The sequence below is a fragment of the Mycobacterium sp. DL99 genome, assembly GCF_004762045.1.
Lineage (GTDB): Bacteria > Actinomycetota > Actinomycetes > Mycobacteriales > Mycobacteriaceae > Mycobacterium.
The window spans coordinates 159,839-177,841 of record NZ_SJOM01000007.1 but is presented as its reverse complement, the minus strand read 5'-3'; the positions used below and the strand labels follow the sequence as shown (position 1 = coordinate 177,841).

The following is an 18,003-nucleotide window of genomic DNA, read 5'->3' as shown; positions in this document are numbered from 1 at the left end:
TTATTGGCGGACATGCGCACCCCTCCGGCGTCGGTCAATGACGAACTGATCGCCCAAGCCCTTGCCGACCATTGGTCGCTGGCCGTCGAAGACATCGAGCACCTTCCGGTGGGCGGCGGCGCCCACCATTGGCGGGCCACCGGGGCCGGGGGCACACTGTTCGTCACCCTGGATCAGCTCGGGACACGGCACTCGGCAGCATCATTGGAAGACGCGTATGCCACGGCCGCCGAGCTTGCGGCCGGCGGCCTGGAGATGGTGTGCGCCCCGTTGCGTAACGGGCTGGGGCGGTTCACCCTCGATGCCGGCGTCGGCATTCTCAGCGCGACGCCCTGGCTGGACGGTCATTCGCCCACCGAAGTCGAGTACCGCGCACCGGCGCACCTGACGAAGGTCATCAACGCACTCGACTCGCTTCACGCAACGACCGCCCGCGGGCCGCTGCGGGATTGGTCGCCGCGCGTCGCGTCCGACTTCGCCCAGGAGGTGCGGTTTCGCACTGAGCACCCGTGGCACTCGGGGCCGTTCGCCGAAGCGGCCCGCACCGCGCTGGCCGCGCACGGTTCCGACATCGAATGCTGGACCCAGCGCTACCACGAACTCACGCAGCAGGCGCAAAGCCGACGGCACACCTGGGTACCGACGCATGGGGAGCCGCACGAGGGCAATCAGGTGGTGCACGGTACTTTCCTGAAACTCGTTGACTGGGAGACCGTTCGGCTGGCTCCCCGGGAACGGGACTACTCAGATCTGATCGCCGCGGGCTGCTCCGACCGGCTGGGTGCCGACCCGCTCATGGTCGAGTTGTTTGCGCTCGATTGGCGACTCAGCGAGATCACCGAGTACGCGGACTGGTTCGCCGGGCATCACGTCGGCAGCGAGGACGACGAGGAGGCGATACAAGGGCTGCACGAGGAGTTGTCCACCCAGCTACCGCTCGGCGACTGATCACAGGCTAGGCAGGAACGACGGGCGTGCGCAGCAACCGCTGCGCACAGTCCAGCAGTACCCGGTGCAGCTCCTCGTCGGTGACGTCGTTGAGCGCCGGATCGGTCGCGCTGCCGTAGACACCGGCGGCGAGCACCGACATACAGATCCGGTCGGCGGCGTCGGGGTCGGGACCCAGCAGGATCCCGGTGAGCCGTTCGATCGTGTCCTGGAGTTCGGCGCGACTGTGCACCAGGCTGTCGATGACCGGATCGCCGTGGAACACCGCGGTCACCCGGCGATGCCGCACCGCCATCTCCACCATGCCGCTGACCGCGGCCTCCCGCCGGGCCTCCGGCGTGGACATCGCCTCGGCGATGCGGACCAACCGCATCATGTCGTCGAAGACCGGCTGGATGACCGCCAGCGCGATCTCGTCCTTGGAATGGAACTGGTAATAGACAGCAGCCTTGCTGACGCCGAGGCGGTCGGCGATCATCTGCAGCGACGTGCCGTTGACACCGTGCTCGGCGAACAGGCTCAACGCCGCTTCCAGCACCCGCTCGCGGGCAAAGCCACGCGGCGCCACAGCCTTTGCCACACCTGTCCCTTCGTCGCGCTGAGCGTACCCAAGGGTGCTAGATCACACCGTCAATTAAACGAACTAACTTGATCGAAGTTAGCCGACTGTATAGGTTTCACTTTACATCCGGCAAGGAGAGCTGCGGGGAGGAGTGCTGATGTCGAGCTCATGCGTGGCGCACCCGTCGGACCTCCTCGACACCTATCTGATGACAGCCGTCGAGACCGGCGCCGAGCAGGTGGTTTTCCTGGCCTCCGATCTGGACCCGCGTCCATATCAACTGCCCTGGCCCGCCGGCACCACCGTCTACGTCGTCGACGACCCGGCGATCCTCGAGGTCAAGACCGACGCCCTGGCCGGCACCACACCCACGGCTGACGTGCGCGGTGTCCCCGCCAACATCAGCGGAAACTGGCCCGCCGCGCTCACCGGGGCCGGATTCGACGCCGACCGGACCACCCTGTGGAGCGTGGAAGGCGTACTACCCTTCATCCCATTGGATGAGCAGCGTCGGCTCGTCTCCGACATCACCGCCATGAGCGCGCCGGGCAGCCGGCTGATCTCGGAGATATCGGTCAGTCCCTTCCGGGACGATTCCGGCGAGGAAGTCGCCGCTGATGTCGACGTAGAAAGAAGTTGGCGGGAATCCGCCGACGCCGACATGATCACGAAGTGGCAATGGAGCTTCGCAGCTAGCCGGTACGTCACCGCGTACCTGACCTCCGAAAGGCCGACCAGCGAATATGAAGCTGTTGAGACGGTTCTGGATTCCGTTCATCATCATCGTGGTGGTGTTGGTGGGCGGGTTCACGGTGATGCGGGTACGCACGTTCTTCGGCGCAGGCGGCGGCTCCGGCATCTCCAGCGCCAAGGTCGATGACACCAAACCGTTCGACCCCAAAGTCGTGGTCTATGAGATCTACGGCGAGCCCGGCGCGACCGCGGACGTGAACTATCTCGATCTCGACGCTCAGCCCCAGCGCATCGATGGGGTGACCCTGCCGTGGACGCTGCGGTTGGAATCCACTGCCCCGTCGGTGTTCCCCAACATCGTGGCCCAGGGCGACGGCAGCACGATCAGCTGCCGCATCACCGTCGATGACGAACTCAAGGACGAGAGAACCTCCAACGGCGTGAACGCCCAGACCTTCTGCTTGGTGAAATCTGCATGAGCAATTACGACACCCCGACCGACTCGATCCCGGTCGCCTCCACACCGCAGCACAGCAACCACGGCGGGATCGCCAAGTGGATCCGGCGCCTGGCCATCCCGATCATCCTGGCGTGGATCGCCGTCATCGCGTTCCTGAACGTGATCGTTCCCCAGCTCGAGGAAGTGGGGAAGATGCGTTCGGTGTCGATGACGCCGGACGATGCGCCGTCGATGATCGCCATGAAGCGCGTCGGCGAGGTGTTCCAGGAGTTCAAGTCCAACAGCTCGGTCATGGTCGTCATCGAGGGCGACAAGCCGCTGGGCGATGACGCACACAAGTACTACGACCAGATCGTCGAAAAGCTCGAGGCCGACAAGAAGCACATCGAGCACGTCCAGGATTTCTGGGGCGACCCGCTGACCGCCTCCGGCGCGCAGAGCTCCGACGGCCTGTCGGCCTACGTGCAGGTCTACACCGCCGGTAACCAGGGCGAGGCGCTGGCCAACGAATCGGTCGAGGCCACCGAGAAGATCGTCCAGAGCGTCCAGGCGCCGGACGGCGTCAAGGCCTACGTGACCGGCCCGGCGGCGATGGCCGCCGATCAGGAGATCGCCGGTAACCGCAGCCTTGAGATGATCACCGCGCTGACGTTCGTGGTCATCATCGTCATGTTGCTGTCGGTCTACCGCTCCATCGTGACCGTGATCCTCACCCTGTTCATGGTGGTGTTGTCACTGTCGGCCGCCCGCGGCCTGGTGGCGTTTCTGGGCTACTACAACATCATCGGGCTCTCGACATTCGCCACCAACCTGTTGGTGATGCTGGCCATCGCGGCCTCCACGGACTACGCGATCTTCCTGATAGGCCGATATCAAGAGGCCCGAAGTGTCGGTGAAGACCGAGAGTCGGCGTACTACACGATGTTCCACGGCACCGCCCACGTCATCCTGGGCTCGGGCCTGACCATCGCCGGCGCCACGTTCTGTCTGCACTTCACGCGCCTGCCCTACTTCCAGTCGCTCGGTATCCCGCTGGCCATCGGCATGGTCATGGTGGTGCTGGTCGCGCTCACCCTCGGCTCGGCGATCATCACGGTGGCCACCAAATTCGGCAAGACGCTGGAACCCAAGCGGGCCATGCGGACCCGCGGTTGGCGCAAGATCGGTGCCGCGGTGGTGCGCTGGCCCGGACCGATCCTGATCGCCACCATCGCCATCTCGCTGATCGGTCTGTTGACCCTGCCCGGGTACAAGACCAACTACAACGACCGCAAGTACCTGCCTGCCGATCTGCCGGCCAACACCGGCTACGCCGCCGCCGACCGGCACTTCTCCCCGGCCCGGATGAACCCCGAACTGCTGCTGATCGAGAGCGATCACGATCTGCGCAATTCCGCCGACTTCCTGGTGATCGAGCGGATCGCGAAACGCATCGTCGGAGTGCCGGGCGTCTCCCGGGTCCAGGCCATCACGCGCCCGCAGGGAACGCCGATCGAGCACACCTCGATCCCGTTCAACATCAGCATGCAGGGCACGACCCAGACCATGAATCAGAAGTACATGCAGGACCGCATGGCCGACATGCTCAAGCAGGCCGACGAAATGCAGATCACCATCGACACGATGGACAAGATGATCGCGCTCATGGAGCAGATGCGCGACGTCATGAACAGCATGGTCGGCAAGATGCACGGCATGGTCGACGACATCAAGGAACTCCGCGACCACATCTCGGATTTCGACGATTTCTTCCGGCCGATCCGCAACTACCTGTACTGGGAACCGCACTGCTACGACATCCCGATGTGCTGGTCGATGCGCTCGGTGTTCGACACCCTCGACGGCGTCGACACCATGACAGCCGATTTCGAGCAGATCGTCCCGGACATGGACAAGATGAACGCCCTCATCCCGGTGATGATCGCGAACATGCAACCCATGATCGCGACCATGAAGACGATGAAGACCATGATGCTGACCATGCAGGCCACCCAGGGCGGCATGCAGGATCAGATGGCGGCGATGCAGGACAACTCCACCGCCATGGGGCAGGCCTTCGACAAGGCGAAGAACGACGACTCGTTCTACCTGCCGCCGGAGACCTTCGACAATCCGGACTTCAAGCGCGGCATGAAGATGTTCCTGTCCCCGGACGGGCATGCGGTGCGGTTCATCATCAGCCACGAGGGCGACCCGATGAGCCCCGAAGGGGTCGCTCACGTCGAACCCATCAAGCTGGCCGCCAAGGAGGCGATCAAGGGCACCCCACTGGAGGGATCCAAGATCTACCTCGGCGGTACCGCGGCCATGTTCAAGGACATGCAGGAAGGCGCCAACTACGACCTGCTGATCGCCGGAATCGCCTCGCTCTGCCTGATTTTCATCATCATGCTGATCCTCACGCGCAGCATGGTGGCCGCCGCGGTCATCGTCGGCACGGTGGTGCTGTCCCTCGGCGCATCCTTCGGTCTGTCGGTGCTGATCTGGCAGCACCTGATCGGCCTGGAACTGCACTGGATGGTGCTGGCCATGTCGGTGATCATCCTGTTGGCCGTCGGTGCGGACTACAACCTGCTACTGGTCGCCCGGTTCAAGGAGGAGATCCACGCCGGCTTGAACACCGGCATCATCCGCGCCATGGGCGGCACCGGGTCGGTGGTCACCTCGGCGGGCCTGGTGTTCGCGTTCACCATGATGTCGATGGCGGTCAGCGAGCTCGCCGTGATCGGCCAGGTCGGCACCACGATCGGCCTGGGCCTGCTGTTCGACACCCTGGTCATCCGGTCCTTCATGACCCCGTCGATCGCGGCCCTGATGGGCAAGTGGTTCTGGTGGCCGCAACGGGTGCGTCAGCGGCCCAAGCCCGAGCCCTGGCCCAAGCCGGTCCAGCGCGAGCCGCAGGACTCCCTGGCCTAGTAGCTCCCCCAGCACCCCGAGCGACCGTGTCTGTACGCCAACACACTGTGAATTGCGTACATTCGCGGTCGCTCGCGGTGTTTGAGGGGGCGGTTACCTAACCAGCGCGACAGCGAAGCCGTCCCAGCCCTTGGTACCCACGGTTTGGATGGCGGCCGTATCCAGTCGCGGATGGCTACCCATCATCTCCAGCATGTCGCGCACGGCACGCGCCTGCTGGTCGTCGGCTGCGGGCGCCAGTACCCGCCCGAACCGGGTTACGTTGTCCACCACGATGATCGAGCCCGGCCGGCCCAGTTTGATGGCCCACTCGACGTAGTGGACGTTGTTCTCCTTGTCGGCGTCGATGAAGGCGAGGTCGAAGACATCGCCACGCTCGGCCAACCGGGGCAGCGTGTCGAGGGCGGCACCGACGATCACCTCGACGCGGTCGGCGACACCGGCCCGGACCAGATTGGCCTGGGCCACCTCGGCATGGCGCGGCTCGTACTCGAGCGTGACGACGCTGCCGTCCGGTCCGACGCCGCGGGCCAGGTTGATGGTGCTGTAACCGGCGAGTGTGCCGATCTCGAGCGCCCGTCGCGCCCCGGAGATCGTGGCCAGCAGCGACAACAGCTTGCCGTGCTGGGCCGACACCTCGATGGCGGGCATGTCGGCGTCCTGTGCGGATTGGCGCGCCGCGACCAGCGCCTCGTCCTCGGTGCGCAGTACCTCGTTGAACATGAGGTCGACATCGCGGGGTTCGGTCATGTGCGCCAGGCTAGCCGCAGATTCAGACCACACCTTCTTTTCCGTAGACCATCCGAAGCACCAGCCCGACCTCCGGCCCTATGATCGCTGTGCACAGCTCGATGTGGGTCGCGACGAAGTCCGGTCCGTGGGGCGGGTCCGCATGGCTCAGGTGATGGGCAAGTTCGTGCAGTACCACCAACTCCCGCAGTGCCCAGGTGTCGCGCTCGGGCACGGCGATGACGGCTTTGCCGTCGATCAGCTCGTAATGCGCAGCAGTCACGCCCCGACGGCGACGCACGGCGACCGGATCAGCACCGACCCGGGCGACGACGTCGTCAACATAGCGCTGCACCGAGTCCACCGACCCGAATTTCGCCTCCGGAGGCAAGGTGAGCGAGGTGCCGAAAAAGTCGATGGCCCGCGAACTGTGTTGTGCCGCACGGTCGAACATGGTCCGCACGAACTGCTCCGCGGCATAGACGCGGGCCCGCTGGGTGTCGCGCGCGCTCACTGCTCCAGGGCGCCGCGCGCGCCGGAGATCTCCTGGCTCCCCCCGAGACGGGCGTGGCGACCGGCACGGTCCCCGGCCCGGCGCGCCGCCGACGAGTACCCGGCCGACGCATTCGTCGCGCGCCAGGTTCCGCGGGCCTGCGACGCCGATCGGTAGAAGCTCTTCAGCTCGACATCCTTGTTCCGCAACGCGATTGCCGTTCCGGGGCGGTCATTGCGGTCGGCCTCCTGCTGGGCCTCCTCTTTGGCTTCCGACAACCGCTGCCCGATGCGGGCTCCGAACGCCAACTGGAAGTTGAGCCGGGCGGTGATGGTCGGCGTCGGGCGGTGCGCACCCGAGGAGATGTAGCCGTGGGACGCCTTCACCATCTGGAGCACCAGGCTGGTGTAGAGCGCGTGGGTGGCGTCGATGTCCTCGGCGAACCCGTAGGCGTAGACGAACGTCGAGTTGGACGCGACGTCGCACTTCACATCGTTGGCCATGCCGATCACCACGAACAGCTGCACATACGTGCGCAGACCCTTGGTGCCGGCCTCCCCGATGGTGATGGTGCGTTGCACGGGCATCTGCGCCTTGGTGCGTTCGGCCGAGTGGGACCGGGCCAGTGCCAGGTCGATGGATGTCGCCGTGGCCAGCCGTTGAGCCGCCGCCATGAACGCTTCGGCCTCATGGGTGTTGTCGGTGCCTTCAGCCTGACGCAACAGTGCTGCGATCCGCGCCAACATCTTGTCGTCGCTCACGCGACAAACCTAGCCATCTGCACCGACAAACTTGCCGACCGCGTCCACCACCTGCGGTGACAACGATCCAGGCTTGCCGTAGTTGGCGATGCTGTCGGTGGGATCGTCGCGCAGTACGTGGTTGACGCCCTTGAGCTCGACGAGCGTGAGCGCGGTGTGCTTGAGCGCGTCGATCAGCGGGCGCTCGATCTCGCAGCTGGCCTGGGAGTCGGAGTCCGAGCAGGTGAGCAGCACAGGCATGCCGTCGGGCAGCGCAGCGGCCAGCTTCAGCGGGTCGATCTTGTCGGCCTCGATGATGGCGTTGAGGTTGTCCTTGTTGACGATCGCGCTCAGGCCCTCGGGGAGATTCGCGGGCACGGTCCCCTTCGTGCGGATCTCGTCCACGGCGCCCAGCCAGGCCGTCAGCACCTCGGGGGTGGCGCCGGAACGCACGCGATTGGTGATGATGTCCAGGTAGCGGCCGGACAGCGGCTGAAACAGCGCCAGCGAGTGAACCTTCGGATCGCCGGCACCGGCCAGGGTCATGGCATGGATGGCACCTTCGCCCACCGCGTAGATCGACAACTCGGCCGCGTCGGTATCGGGCCGGCCGGCCAGGAAGCGCAGCGCGGCGGCCGCCCCGCTGGTGTACACGCCGCTGACCACCTCGGTGGGTTTCTTCTCGTAGGGGCCTAGCTTGGTGGCACCGGTGCCGATCTTGTCGTAGCGCAGGCTGGCAACACCCTTGTCCGACAACGTTTCTGCGAGCTGACGCATGTTGCCGACCGGTCCGACGACCTTGTTGTCGCCGTTGCGGTCGGTGGGCCCGCTCTCGGAGATCAGGAGTGCGGCCGGGCCCTTGGCCTCCCGGTGGCGGTAGGTCCCGTGGATCGTGAGACCGTCGGCGTCGAACGTGATGTCGGTGTCGGTCCACGCCGGTTGCCGGCCTTCGTCCGACGCCTCCCTCGAACCGCAGCCGGCCACCAGCAGCACTGAAAGCAGAACCGCCACAGCCTTTCTCACAGGTGCGTCTCGATCCAGGTCGTCACGTCGTCGAGGACAAGCTCCTTCTCGGGCTCGTTGAACACCTCGTGGAACAGGCCCGGGTACACCTTCAGGTGCACGTCCGGCGATCCCACACATTCCACGAGGTGGCGGCTGCCGTCGGCGGACACCAGGCGGTCCTTCTCGCCGTGCACCACCAGCAGCGGCGCGGTCAGGGCCGAGGCTCGCTGCGGCATCGTCTCGCCCACGATCATCAGCGCCCGGGCGATGCCCGCGGGGACCTTCCCGTGCCACACCAACGGATCGGCCTTGTAGGCCGCCACCACCTCGGGATCGCGGGACACCGCGTTGGCGTCGAGATTCTCCACGGGCAGCCCGGGGGCGATCTTGCCGAGCACCTTGGCCACAGCCGCCAGCGCCGACGACACCGCTGCCTGCGCGGCCACCGCGGGCCCGGACAGCACCATCGCGGTGTATTCATCGGGATATTCGACGCCGTAACTGAACACGATGGCGCCACCCATGCTGTGCCCCAGCACGAGGAGCGGGAGCTGCGGGTACTCGGCGGCGGCGATGCCGACCAGCATGTGGAAGTCTCCGACGTACTCGGACATGTCGCGCAGGTACACCCGCTTGCCGCCGGAACGGCCGTGACCGCGGTGGTCCAGGGCGTAGACGACCAGCCCTGCCTGCCCGAACCGCTGCGCGACGTGGTGGTACCGCCCGGCGTGTTCGCCCAGGCCATGAGAGAGGACGACCACGCCTCTCGGCGCGATGTCGGGCGTCCATACGTCGTAGACGATGCGGACCCCGCCGACGCCGTCGAAGGTCTGTTCACTGCGCGTGCTGGTCACCCTGGCGAGAGTATTCGATCGAAGTTGTCGGGGGTGCTGCGTAAGCTCGCGAATGTGACGGTCCTCGCTCACCGCCTAGACGACGACAGCCCGGCCGATGCGTTCCTGGCCGACGCCCAGCGCTACCGCCGTGAGCTGTTGGCGCACTGCTACCGGATGACGGGCTCACTGCACGATGCCGAGGATCTGGTGCAGGAAACCTACCTGCGCGCCTGGAAGGCCTACGGCGGTTTCGAGGGCAAGTCCTCGGTGCGCACCTGGTTGTACCGCATCGCCACCAACACGTGTCTGACTGCGTTGGAGGGCCGGCAACGCCGCCCGCTGCCGTCGGGGCTGGGCAATCCGAGTTCGTCGCCCACCGACGAGATCTCCGAACATCACGAGATCCCGTGGCTGCAGCCGCTGCCGGATTCCAGCGACGACCCGGCGGATCCCAGCACGATCGTCGGGACCCGTGATGCGGTGCGGCTCGCGTTCGTCGCAGCGCTGCAGCATCTGTCAGCGCGCCAACGCGCGGTGCTAGTGATGCGTGAGGTACTGCAGTGGAAGGCCGCGGAAGTCGCCGGAGCCATCGGCACTTCCACAGCCGCGGTCAACAGCCTGTTGCAGCGGGCCAGGGCCCAACTCGACGCTGTGGGCCCCAGCCAGGACGACGAGATCGACCCGCCGGACTCCCCACACGCCCAGAACCTGCTGCGCAACTACATGGCCGCGTTCGAGGCCTACGACATCGACAAGCTGGTCGAGCTGTTCACGGCCGAGGCCGTCTGGGAGATGCCGCCGTTCGACACCTGGTACCAAGGACCGCAGGCCATCGGCGACCTGTCCCGGTACAAATGCCCGGCCGAGGAACCCGGGGACATGCGGTTCATCGCGACGAGCGCCAACGGCCAGCCCGCCGCGGCGATGTACATGCTCAACCGCGAGACGGGCCGGCACGAGGCGTTCCAACTGCATGTCCTCGAGGTACGTCCCGAAGGGATCTCGCATGTGGTGGCCTTCATGGAGCAGTCGCTGTTCGAGAAATTCGGGCTGCCGGCCTCACTCTGACTCGTAGGCCGCCCTGGGCGTTGAGTGGCCAGTTACGCCACACGATCGTCTGAAATCCGTGCAATAACTGGCCACCCGGCGCCGCGGGCCCGCAATGCCGCGCAAACCCGAGCCACGATCACCTGCGGTCGGCGATTCAGCAGATCAGCTCCGACCCTGATGATCAGCCAACCCTGCGCGGCGAGCTCGGCGTAGCGGTCGATGTCGTTGGCCCGCACCCGAGGATCGGTCCAGTGCTGGGCGCCCTCATATTCGACTCCGACCTTGAACTGGGTGTAGCCCATATCAATTCGCGCAGACCGCCTGGCGCCAAAGTTTCCGCGCACCACGATCTGCGTCTGTGGCTTCGGCAGTCCTGCGTCGATGAGCACCAGGCGAGTGCGGGTTTCCGGTGGCGATTCCGCACCTCCATCCATCAGGTTGAGGACCTCGCGGAGTTGAACCAGCCCTCGAACCCCCGGATGCCGCTCGAGGAGTGGCGCAAGATCGGCCGCGCACAAGCGGGTCGCCTGCGAGAGGGCGTCCACCTGGATGACAGCCTCGTCCCTGCCTGAGCGTCGCCCCAGATCGAAAGCTGTACGTGCGGGCGTTGTCACCGGGAGACCTGTGAACAGGCGGGTCTCGTCGGCATGCAACTCGTCGCGGTGAACGAGGATCCCCGTGGTCGGCTTTCCATTGCGGCGGTAAAGCTCGGCAGGTGCTGCCGGGTCGATCCACTGCGTGCCATACACCGCCGACGCCGAGAGGCCCGTCAACGTCGCTTGGCGCCCAGACCACAGCCACGCGGCCACTGCGCGCTTCGCCGCCGTCATCTCGGCATCCTTGACGAGGTAGACGTCGCGGTAGACAGCCTCATAGCGACTCGCCAGCCCGCGCCGGGTCACTGTCCCTGCAGCCAACGCCTCTGTTCCGAGAAAGGGGTGGTCCATGCGGCTACGGTCGCCGCGCGGTCCGACACACGCCCGCCGAGCCCGGCGGGGTGGCACACCTGCTGTGGATCAATGCCGCTCTGGGGATATCCCACGAGCGGTTAGTTATTGCGCGTCAAATCGGTCTCAGCGTGCGCTAACTGGCCACTCGGCAGCTACGAACCGCTGTGGGCCGCCTGCAACGCCGCGATGTCGAACTTGCCGACGGTGCTCAGCACAGCGGACATCAGCCGGGAGTCGGCCGCCGGGTCTCCCTTGCCCAGCAGGTCGTAGTACTCGGTCGGGGTGATCTGCCAGGCCAGCCCGTACTTGTCCTTGAGCCAACCGCAGGGCAGTTCCTCGCCACCCTCCACCAGCGCAGCCCAGAGCTGGTCGAGCTCCTCCTGGCCAGTGACGCGCACCTCCAGTGAGACGGCCTCGTTGAAGGTGAACTGCGGGCCGCCGTTGATGCCGACGAAGCGTTGCCCGGACAGCTCGAACTCGACCACCACCGGCACGTCCTGCGGGGACGGTGAATCGGGGTGCGAGGCGATGGTGTTCACCACCCGGCCGTTGCCGCCGAACGCGGCGATGTAGTGCTGCGCGGCCTGCTCGGCCTCCCGGTCGAACCACAGATTCGGGACGATGCTTGCGTTGATCTCGGTCATGGTGGGGTAGACCCGCGTCGGTCTTGGTTTTCATCGCCGAGTGGCCACTTACGCCACGCGCCCACCGAAGATCCGTGCAATAACCGGCCATTCGCCGTGGTGCACCCACGTGTGCCAGAGCTCGCCGTCCGACGACGAAATCAAGCTTGAATCGTCGCAGGTCAAAGGCCAGTTACTCAGTAGTACTGCAACCTGTTCTATTATCGCCTTCCATGAAGACCAAAGGCGCCCTGCTGTGGGAACTCAACTCGCCATTCAAGGTCGACGAGATCGACCTAGGCGACCCCGTCGCCGATGAAGTACAGATCCGGATGCATGCCGCGGGCATGTGCCACTCGGACTACCACCTGACCACCGGCGCCACCCCGATGGCGCTGCCCGCGCTCGGCGGCCATGAGGGCGCCGGCGTCGTCACCAAGGTCGGCAAGAACGTCACCGGCATCGAGGAGGGCGACCACGTCATCCTCGCCTTCATCCCGGCCTGTGGTGAATGCCCGCCGTGTCTGAAGGGCTTCCGCTCGCTGTGCGACCGCGGTGCGGTCCTGCTGGGCGGCAAGGCGATCGCCGACGGCACCAGCCGCATCACCGCCGGCGGCCATGACGTGTCGCCGATGAACCTGCTCGGCACCTTCGCGCCGTACATGACCGTCCACAAGGATTCCGTCGTCAAGATCGACAAGGACATCCCGTTCGAGACCGCGGCCATCATGGGCTGCGCGGTGCCCACGGGCTTCGGTTCGGCCACCAACGTCGCCGACGTCAAGCCCGGCGAGACCGTCATCATCGTCGGCGTCGGCGGTATCGGCATGAGCGCCCTGCAGGGTGCGGTGATCTCAGGCGCCAAGCACGTCATCGCGATCGATCCGAACGAGTGGAAGCGCGAGCAGGCCATCAAGTTCGGCGCCACCCACGTCTACCCGTCGATGGCCGAGGCGATCGCGCCGGTCATCGACACGACCTGGGGCCTGATGGCGGACAAGGTCATCATCGCCGTCGGCGAGATGAAGGGCGAGTACATCGAAGAGGCGATGATCCTCACCGCCAAGACCGGCACCTGCGTGGTGACGGGCATGGGTTCGATGATGGACGCCGACGTCAAGCTCAACCTCTTCCTGTTCACCATGTTGCAGAAGACGTTGAAGGGCAACATCTTCGGCGGCGGCAACTCGCACGTCGAAACGCCTCGGCTCACCGCGCTGTACAAGTCGGGCCTGCTCAACATCGACGACATGGTCACGCGGACCTACAAACTCGAAGACATCAACCAGGGCTACCAGGACATGTTGGACGGCAACAACATTCGCGGTGTCATCAAGTTCGACGAGTCTGACTGGTAACGATCTCTGCACAAGCAGCGGCGAAAACCCCCTTTTCAGCGTGGAAAAGGGGGTTTTTGCTACCTACGGTCGAGGCCCGTCAGGCGCACCAAGGCGTCGAACCCGTCGTCCGTGCCGGGCCAGTGCGCCCGCACGGCGTCCAGCCCGGCGTGGTGCACGACGCTGCGTAGCACCACGGTCACGATGATGGCGTCGTCGGCGTAGCCGAGCACGGGAATGAAGTCGGGGATCAGATCGATCGGCAGCGCCAGATAGACGACCAACAACGCCAGCCGGACGCGCACGCCGCGAGGCAACGTCTTGTCGCCGGCCAACCGTGGGATCAGCCGCAGCAGGTCGGGAAGTATCCGCAGCGCCTCTTTGAGCAGGTTTCCGCGGGGCCGCATGACGAGCAACGCGACGACCAGCACCAGCCAGCTCAGCAGCAGGGCGGCGGCGAGGCCGATCAGGGCGTCGCCCCACCAGGTGTCGACCACAGGACGATTCTGCCGACCAGACGCAAAACTGCCCCTTTTCCTGGCGGAAAGGGGCAGTTCTGTGTCTGGTCGCGAGAGTTACTTGGGTGGCATCCGGATGCCGCCGTCGACGCGGACGACCTCGGCGTTCATGTACGAGTTGGTCAGCAGCTCGACAACCATGGAGGCCAGCTCATCGGGCTTGCCGAGGCGGTGCGGGAACAGCACCGACTCACCGAGCTTGGCCTTGAATGCCTCGGAGGCCTCACCCTCGCCGTAGATCGGGGTGTCGATCAGGCCGGGCGCCACGGTGTTGACGCGGATGCCCACAGCGGACAGGTCGCGGGCCACCGGCAGGGTCAGGCCGACCACGCCGCCCTTGGAGGACGAGTAGGCCGCCTGGCCGATCTGGCCGTCGAAGGCCGCGACGCTGGTCATGTTGACGATGGCACCGCGCTCGCCGGTGTCGGTGAGTTCGTTCTTGCTCATCTGGGTGGCTGCGATGCGGATGCAGTCGAAGGTGCCGACCAGGTTGATGTCGAGCACCTTCTTGTACAGGCCGAGATCGTGCGCCGAGGAGAACTCGCCGTCCTTGCCGATGGTGCGCTGGGCCCAACCGACGCCGGCCGAGTTCACCAGGGCGCGCAGCGGGCCGAGGTCCGCGGCGGTCTTGACCGCATCGATGATCTGATCGGTGTTGGTGACGTCGACGGTGACGAAGATGCCGCCGATCTCCTTGGCGAGGGCCTCGCCCTTGTCCGCCTGCAGGTCAGCCACGATGACGCGGGCTCCCTTGGCAGCCAACTGGCGGGCAGTCGCCGCGCCGATACCTGATGCGCCACCGGTGACGATGGCGCTTGCTCCGTTGAGTTCCACGCCCAACAGACTAGGCCCCGGCATCAGCCGTTCCACCGGTTGGTCAACGCGGGCCGTCGGTAGGCTGGCGCCATGGCTTCGGGGACGTCCAGGGTCGATATCCGGCGCGCGGACGATCGCGGCGCCAGCACGACCGACTGGCTGAATTCGCGGCACTCGTTCTCATTCGCCGACTACTACGACCCGGCCAACACCCACCACGGGCTGTTGCTGGTGAACAACGACGACATCGTCGCGCCCGGCGCCGGCTTTGACACTCACCCGCACCGGGACATGGAGATCGTCACGTGGGTGCTGTCGGGGCAGTTGGCGCACGAGGATTCGATGGGCAACTCCGGGGTGATCTACCCGGGCCTGGCCCAGCGGATGTCGGCCGGCACCGGTGTGCAGCATTCCGAGAAGAACGGATCTGCCAGTGAGCCCGTGCATTTCGTACAGATGTGGGTGCTCCCCGATACCGCCGGAGTGACGCCGAGCTATCAGCAGCAGGAGATCGAGCTGTCCAACACGCTGACACCGATCGCCTCCGGCGCCCTCGACGCGGCCGTCACCCTGCACAACCGCAATGCCACGCTGTACGGCGCCCGCCTGCAGCCCGGCGATTCGGCCGAACTGCCGCAGGCCCGCTACGTCCACGTGTTCGTCGCGCGCGGGTCGGTCATGCTCGACGGATCCGGGCCGCTCGCCGAGGGTGACGCCGCCCGGCTCACCGATACGGGCGGACGGGTCACAGCTGACACTGAAGCCGAGATCCTGGTCTGGGAGATGAATGCGGGTCTGGGCGGCACGTAGCGCGATCGCACTGATCGCCGCGGTCACCCTGGCCGCGTGCGGAACGAGCCCCGAACCCGCGCCGGCATCGTCATCCAGCGCACCGCCCGCCGGGCTGGTGCCTACGCCCCTACAGGTGTCTGAGGAACTCGCGCAGGGCCCGCTCGACGAACCGCGCCAGGCCCTGATCCCCGCCGGGTGGACCATCGAGGTGATCGCCCGCGTGCCCAAGGCCAGGATGGCCGCATTCGCCCCGGACGGCGCGTTGCTGGTGTCGGTGCCGGACACGGGGCAGGTGCTGACGGTGCGCCCTGACCAGCGCACCCTGCTCGACGGGCTGGAGCAGCCGCACGGACTCTTCTTCGCCGGGACGACACTGTATGTGGCCGAGAGCAATCGGATCGACGCCTTCGACTACGTCGACGGCCGGGCCGTCAACCGCCGCACCATCGCGGGTGACCTGCCGGACGCCAAGAGCCCTGAACTGCGTGGCGCCTATTCCCACGCACTCAAGAGTGTGGTCGTGGGATCCGATGGGGCGGTGTACTTTTCGATCGGCTCGACGGGCAACGCCTCTGCCGATGACCGCAGCGCCACGCCACCGCGGGCCACCATCATGCGGGTGCCGCCGGGCGGCGGGCCGGCGGCACCGTTCGCCACCGGGGTGCGCAACGGCACGGGCCTGGCCTTTGCCCCGGACGGCTCGCTGTGGACGGCGGTGAACAACCGCGACAACGTGCCCGATCCGCAGGGCCGGGTGCGGCAGGACTATGTGGACGACCACCCGCCGGAGACGGTGGCCAAGGTGACCTCAGGGCGCGAATTGGGTTGGCCCTACTGCAATCCCGACGGTACACCGCCCGCCGGGTTCATCCGGGACGTGGAGACCAACGCCGACGGCAGCAAGCTGGATTGCGCGGCGCTGGCACCGGTCGAACAGACGTTGGCCGCGCATTCGGCCCCGCTGGGGATGAATTTCGCCGAACTCTCCGGCTATGGTCCCGGTGCATTGGTCGGGGTGCACGGCTCATGGAACCGGCGGTCCCCACAGGCCCCCGAGGTGTCGTTCTTTGGTTGGCACAACGGCACATTGGGCCCGCAGCAGACCCTGGTAAGCGGATTCCAGGGTGACGACGGCGCCCGCTGGGGCCGCCCGGTAGCCGCGATTACAGGTCCGGACGGCGCGGTGTACATCACCGACGACTACGCCGGCGCGGTGTATCGGCTGACCCCGGCGGCTTAGTCGTCAGCTCCGGATCGCGGGCGATCGGTGATCCACCGGGCCGCAAGAAGGCCTGAGACCGCTGTCAGCACCCCGGCTGCGACGACTGCGGACTCCAGCCCCAGCCAGTTGCCCATCGCACCGGCGACCAGTGCGCCGACGGCGTAGCCCGCATCGCGCCAGAACCGGTAGGTACCAAGCGCATTGGGCCGCCAGCTCGGGTGCGCGTGATCGGAGACCACGGCGATCAGCGCCGGGTAGACCATGGCCGTGCCGATCCCGAGGGCGACCGCCGAGGTGACACCGGCCAACAACGGCCAGTTCAGCAGCGCCAGAGCCAACCCGAATCCACCCGCCTGGACCAGCATTCCGGCGACCACCAGAGGTTTTCGGCCGATCCGGTCGGCGAGATGGCCGGTGGGGATCTGGCCGAGCCCCCACAACAGCGGGTAGAGGCCCTTGATCAGCCCGATGGCGGCTAGGCCGAGTCCGTGATCGGTGAACAACAGCGGGAACACGCCCCAGGTGAGGCCGTCGTTGAGATTGTTGATCAGCCCGGCCTGGCTGGCGCCCCGCAGGCTGCGGTCACCCCAGCTGGTGCGGGCGAAGATCGTGCGCAACCCGCCGTCTGCAGCGGGCGCCGGATGTGGGTGGCGCTCGAGTTCGAGGGCCACGTGCGCCGCCGTGTCCCGTACCGCCAGCGACAGCCCGAGCCCGGCGACGACGAACACCACGCCGATGAGCTCGGGGGCTGGGCGGAGCCCGTACGCGGTGGCGAGATATCCGGTCAGCAGCGCGGTGGCACCCACCGCCACATAACCGGCGGCCTCGTTCAGGCCGGTGGCCAGTCCCCGCCGCTCGGGGCCCACCAGATCGATCTTCATGTTGACCGTCATGGACCAGGCCAGGCCCTGATTGAGGCCCAGGAGCACGTTGGCGGCCACGATCCAGCCCCATGACGGACCCCAGGCCAGCATGAACGGAACCGGCACGCCGATTGCCCACCCCGCCAGCAGCAGGTGCTTGCGGCGAAACCGTGCGGTGAGCGCTCCGGCCGCCAGATTGGTCAGCGCCTTCGTCACGCCGAACGCGATGATGAACGAGAAGACGGTCAAATCGTTTGTCAGGCCGAAGGTTTCGGATCCGATCAACGGAACCGTGGTGCGTTCCAGACCCACCAGGGCACCGACGCAAACGTTGACGACGACCAGAAGGGCGAATTGCAGCCAGTTCTCCCGCAGGCCGAGCTCGATGCCACGGGTTCGGCGATTGTCGGCATCGGTGGAGCTCATGTCACGACTGTACGTTATTCCATG

19 protein-coding genes are annotated in these 18,003 nt (G+C 66.2%); 8 read left to right on the top strand and 11 right to left on the bottom strand.

The features are described from left to right. Positions 1–12: 12 nt before the first annotated feature. Positions 13–948 carry a phosphotransferase family protein gene (locus EYZ64_RS01055; RefSeq protein WP_135451488.1) on the top strand — a complete coding sequence of 312 codons (936 nt, stop codon included), beginning with the start codon at positions 13–15 and terminating at the stop codon, positions 946–948. A gap of 7 nt (positions 949–955) precedes the next feature. Here EYZ64_RS01055 and EYZ64_RS01050 read toward each other — a convergent pair whose 3' ends face one another. Then, positions 956–1,528 carry a TetR/AcrR family transcriptional regulator gene (locus EYZ64_RS01050; protein WP_135451487.1) on the bottom strand — a complete coding sequence of 191 codons (573 nt, stop codon included), beginning with the start codon at positions 1,526–1,528 and terminating at the stop codon, positions 956–958. 139 nt (positions 1,529–1,667) lie between these two features. Here EYZ64_RS01050 and EYZ64_RS32280 point away from each other — a divergent pair, with 139 nt between their 5' ends. Genes EYZ64_RS32280 through EYZ64_RS01035 form a run of 3 tightly spaced genes read left to right on the top strand, consistent with a single transcriptional unit; the run spans position 1,668 to position 5,579 of the window. Beyond that, positions 1,668–2,390, top strand: coding sequence for a class I SAM-dependent methyltransferase (locus EYZ64_RS32280; protein WP_135451486.1), 723 nt, complete (start codon positions 1,668–1,670; stop codon positions 2,388–2,390). Further along, positions 2,296–2,682: an MmpS family transport accessory protein gene (locus EYZ64_RS01040; RefSeq protein ID WP_286174540.1), complete on the top strand. Its 387-nt coding sequence runs from the start codon at positions 2,296–2,298 to the stop codon at positions 2,680–2,682. Before EYZ64_RS32280 ends, EYZ64_RS01040 begins: the two co-directional genes overlap by 95 nt. Next, positions 2,679–5,579, top strand: coding sequence for an MMPL/RND family transporter (locus tag EYZ64_RS01035; RefSeq protein ID WP_135451484.1), 2,901 nt, complete (start codon positions 2,679–2,681; stop codon positions 5,577–5,579). Before EYZ64_RS01040 ends, EYZ64_RS01035 begins: the two co-directional genes overlap by 4 nt. A gap of 93 nt (positions 5,580–5,672) precedes the next feature. Here EYZ64_RS01035 and EYZ64_RS01030 read toward each other — a convergent pair whose 3' ends face one another. Genes EYZ64_RS01030 through EYZ64_RS01010 form a run of 5 tightly spaced genes read right to left on the bottom strand, consistent with a single transcriptional unit; the run spans position 5,673 to position 9,400 of the window. After that, positions 5,673–6,329 carry an O-methyltransferase gene (locus EYZ64_RS01030; RefSeq protein WP_135451483.1) on the bottom strand — a complete coding sequence of 219 codons (657 nt, stop codon included), beginning with the start codon at positions 6,327–6,329 and terminating at the stop codon, positions 5,673–5,675. A 22-nt stretch (positions 6,330–6,351) separates the two neighbouring features. Further along, complete coding sequence (locus EYZ64_RS01025) at positions 6,352–6,822, bottom strand: TIGR04338 family metallohydrolase (protein WP_135451482.1); 471 nt, start codon at positions 6,820–6,822, stop codon at positions 6,352–6,354. Next, the gene (locus EYZ64_RS01020; RefSeq protein WP_135451481.1) at positions 6,819–7,562 is read right to left on the bottom strand and encodes a DUF2786 domain-containing protein; all 744 of its coding nucleotides are present in this window, start codon (positions 7,560–7,562) and stop codon (positions 6,819–6,821) included. Before EYZ64_RS01020 ends, EYZ64_RS01025 begins: the two co-directional genes overlap by 4 nt. A gap of 9 nt (positions 7,563–7,571) precedes the next feature. Beyond that, positions 7,572–8,564 (bottom strand): alpha/beta fold hydrolase, encoded by a 993-nt coding sequence (locus tag EYZ64_RS01015; RefSeq protein ID WP_135451480.1) that lies wholly within the window; start codon positions 8,562–8,564, stop codon positions 7,572–7,574. Next, entirely contained in the window at positions 8,561–9,400 is an 840-nt protein-coding gene (locus EYZ64_RS01010; protein WP_135451479.1) for an alpha/beta hydrolase, read from the bottom strand. The genes EYZ64_RS01015 and EYZ64_RS01010 overlap by 4 nt, the downstream gene beginning before the upstream one ends. Before the next feature lie 24 nt (positions 9,401–9,424). Between EYZ64_RS01010 and EYZ64_RS01005 the strand changes: the two genes are divergently transcribed. Then, the gene (locus EYZ64_RS01005; protein WP_135451478.1) at positions 9,425–10,450 is read left to right on the top strand and encodes a sigma-70 family RNA polymerase sigma factor; all 1,026 of its coding nucleotides are present in this window, start codon (positions 9,425–9,427) and stop codon (positions 10,448–10,450) included. A 32-nt stretch (positions 10,451–10,482) separates the two neighbouring features. Here EYZ64_RS01005 and EYZ64_RS01000 read toward each other — a convergent pair whose 3' ends face one another. Continuing rightward, positions 10,483–11,379: an endonuclease domain-containing protein gene (locus EYZ64_RS01000; RefSeq protein WP_135451477.1), complete on the bottom strand. Its 897-nt coding sequence runs from the start codon at positions 11,377–11,379 to the stop codon at positions 10,483–10,485. A 155-nt stretch (positions 11,380–11,534) separates the two neighbouring features. Then, the gene (locus EYZ64_RS00995; RefSeq protein ID WP_135451476.1) at positions 11,535–12,026 is read right to left on the bottom strand and encodes a VOC family protein; all 492 of its coding nucleotides are present in this window, start codon (positions 12,024–12,026) and stop codon (positions 11,535–11,537) included. Between the two features lie 212 nt (positions 12,027–12,238). On the opposite strand from EYZ64_RS00995, the gene EYZ64_RS00990 reads away from it, so the two are divergent. Continuing rightward, positions 12,239–13,363, top strand: a complete 1,125-nt coding sequence (locus EYZ64_RS00990) for an NDMA-dependent alcohol dehydrogenase (protein WP_135451475.1) — start codon at positions 12,239–12,241, stop codon at positions 13,361–13,363. A gap of 59 nt (positions 13,364–13,422) precedes the next feature. Here EYZ64_RS00990 and EYZ64_RS00985 read toward each other — a convergent pair whose 3' ends face one another. Both EYZ64_RS00985 and EYZ64_RS00980 read right to left on the bottom strand, forming a co-directional pair. Next, positions 13,423–13,839 (bottom strand): YkvA family protein, encoded by a 417-nt coding sequence (locus tag EYZ64_RS00985; protein WP_135451474.1) that lies wholly within the window; start codon positions 13,837–13,839, stop codon positions 13,423–13,425. Positions 13,840–13,917: 78 nt separating this feature from the next. After that, positions 13,918–14,694 (bottom strand): SDR family NAD(P)-dependent oxidoreductase, encoded by a 777-nt coding sequence (locus tag EYZ64_RS00980; protein WP_167857662.1) that lies wholly within the window; start codon positions 14,692–14,694, stop codon positions 13,918–13,920. Positions 14,695–14,766: 72 nt separating this feature from the next. Between EYZ64_RS00980 and EYZ64_RS00975 the strand changes: the two genes are divergently transcribed. After that, entirely contained in the window at positions 14,767–15,486 is a 720-nt protein-coding gene (locus EYZ64_RS00975) for a pirin family protein (protein ID WP_135451472.1), read from the top strand. Beyond that, positions 15,464–16,708: a PQQ-dependent sugar dehydrogenase gene (locus EYZ64_RS00970; protein WP_135451471.1), complete on the top strand. Its 1,245-nt coding sequence runs from the start codon at positions 15,464–15,466 to the stop codon at positions 16,706–16,708. The genes EYZ64_RS00975 and EYZ64_RS00970 overlap by 23 nt, the downstream gene beginning before the upstream one ends. On the opposite strand, the gene EYZ64_RS00965 is transcribed toward EYZ64_RS00970, so the two are convergent. Continuing rightward, positions 16,705–17,979 carry an MFS transporter gene (locus EYZ64_RS00965; RefSeq protein WP_135451470.1) on the bottom strand — a complete coding sequence of 425 codons (1,275 nt, stop codon included), beginning with the start codon at positions 17,977–17,979 and terminating at the stop codon, positions 16,705–16,707. The two genes, EYZ64_RS00970 and EYZ64_RS00965, sit on opposite strands and share 4 nt — an antisense overlap. Between the last annotated feature and the right edge of the window lie 24 nt (positions 17,980–18,003).